Annotated in this window: 3 protein-coding genes; all 3 read right to left on the bottom strand. The window is 75.3% G+C overall.

The features are described from left to right. Nucleotides 1-8: 8 nt before the first annotated feature. Entirely contained in the window at nucleotides 9-269 is a 261-nt protein-coding gene (locus E1300_RS49340; protein ID WP_131764131.1) for a zf-HC2 domain-containing protein, read from the bottom strand. Next, entirely contained in the window at nucleotides 266-865 is a 600-nt protein-coding gene (gene sigK, locus E1300_RS49335; protein ID WP_131764130.1) for an ECF RNA polymerase sigma factor SigK, read from the bottom strand. Before sigK ends, E1300_RS49340 begins: the two co-directional genes overlap by 4 nt. 70 nt (nucleotides 866-935) lie before the next feature. Then, a partial coding sequence (locus tag E1300_RS49330; protein WP_131764129.1) for a leucyl aminopeptidase family protein occupies nucleotides 936-1,988 on the bottom strand: 1,053 nt, incomplete at its 5' end.

Genomic DNA, 1,988 nt, shown 5'->3' with positions numbered 1-1,988 from the left:
GTGCCTGCTCACCACCGACCGCGCCTCCGACAGGCACGGACGATGGCCCTGCTGTACCTGCCGGACGGCGACCACATCGTCGCCTCGCGGGCCGGGACGGCGGCGGCGGAGCCGAGCCGCGCGGCGACCTCGCGGAGCCCGCGGACCTCCCGCGCGCAGTCGCCGCACTCGCCGAGGTGGTCCTCGAAGCGCCCGCGCTCGGCCTCCGGCAGCCCGTCGAGCGCGTACGCGCCCGCGAGGGCGTGGACGTCGGGCGGGGCGTGGGTCATCGTTCCACTCCGAGGCAGTCGCGCATCCTGATCAGCCCGTCCCGCATGCGCGTCTTCACGGTCCCGAGGGACACCTTCAGCAAGCCGGCCACCTCGCGGTAGGTGTAGCCGCCGTAGTAGGCGAGCGTGACGGACTCCCGTTGCAGTTCGGTCAGGCCGCCCAGGCACCGCCGGACGCGCTCACGCTCCATCCGCGCCTCCACCTCCTCGGCGACCTCGTCGAAAGCGGGCCCGGACGCGCGGTGGGCGCGCTCCTCGCGGTCCGCTGCCGCCTGCGCCGACCGGACGCGGTCGACCGCCCGGCGATGCGCGAGCGTCATCACGTACGCCATCGCGCTGCCGCGCTCGGGATCGAACCGGGACGCGGTGCGCCACAGCTCGACGAGGACCTCCTGCGCGACCTCCTCCGCCTGCGCCGGGTCGCGGAGGACCCGCAGGACGAGCCCGTACACGGGCGCCGCGACGAGGTCGTAGACCCGCGCGAAAGCGGGCTCGTCACCCCGGGCCACCCGTTCCAGCAGCGCCGTCAGCTCGTCCCGCGGTCCCGTCCCCCGGCCGCGCTGCCGGGGGGCGGACCGGGCATGACCGGTTCCCACGGTCTCTTGTTCGTCCCGCGGGAGGCGGTGGATTGCCCCCGGTACAAGATCTTTTCGGACGCCGTCCCGCTCAGGCGGTCAGCCAGTCCAGCAGGAGCCGGACGCCGAAGCCGGTCGCGCCGCGCGTGAGCTCGGCGTCCTCGGCCATGGACCGGCCTGGTCCCGCCACGTCCAGGTGGGCCCAGGTGCGGTCGCCGACGAACTCGCGCAGGAAGAGCGCCGCGGTGATGGACCCGCCCCCGTAGCCGGGACGGCCGATGTTGTTGATGTCGGCGACGTCGGAGTCGATCGCGGCGCGGTAGTCCTCGACGAGCGGCAGCCGCCACACCGGCTCGCCCGCCGCCGCCCCGGCCGCGGTGAGCGCCCCGGCGAGGGCGTCGTCGTTGGCGAACAGCGCCCCGGTCCGCAGGCCCAGCGCGACCTTGGCGGCGCCGGTCAGCGTGGCCACGTCCACGATCACGTCCGGGTCGAGCTCGGCGTCGGCGTAGGCGAGCGCGTCGGCCAGCACGAGCCGCCCCTCGGCGTCGGTGTTCAGCACCTCCGACGTCGTCCCGCCGAAGTGCGTGATCACGTCGCCGGGCCGCATGGACGACCCGGACGGCATGTTCTCCGCTGCGGCGACCAGCCCGGTGACGCGGTCCCGGACGCCGAGGTCGCGCAGCGCGCTCATCACGGCGATGACGGCGCCGCCGCCCGCCATGTCCGTCTTCATGGTCTTCATGGCGTCGTTGGGCTTCAGCGACAGGCCGCCGCTGTCGAACGTGATGCCCTTGCCGACCAGCACGACGTGCCGCCCGGACCCGTCCGGCGCACCGTCCGGGACGTAGGACAGCTCGATCAGGCGGGGCGGCCGCGAGGATCCGGCGCCGACGGCCAGGATGCCGCCGAAACCGCCCTCCACCAGCTCCTTCTCACCGAGCACGCGGACGGTGAGACCGGCGTCGCCGGCGATCCGACCGGCGCGGGCGGCGAGCCAGGACGGGTCCTTCTCGGCGGCCGGGGTGTTGGTCAGGTCGCGGGCCAGCGCGGTGGCGCGGGCCCGCGCGGTCGCCCGCTCGATCGCCTCGGCGCCGGCCTCGGGACCCGCCTCGGTCAGCACGGCCAGCGTGCCGAGCGGGCGGCG

Source organism: Actinomadura fibrosa (genome assembly GCF_900659615.1).
Lineage (GTDB): Bacteria > Actinomycetota > Actinomycetes > Streptosporangiales > Streptosporangiaceae > Spirillospora > Spirillospora fibrosa.
The sequence above is the reverse complement of the archived record's forward strand: the minus strand, read 5'-3'. Positions and strand labels throughout refer to the sequence as shown.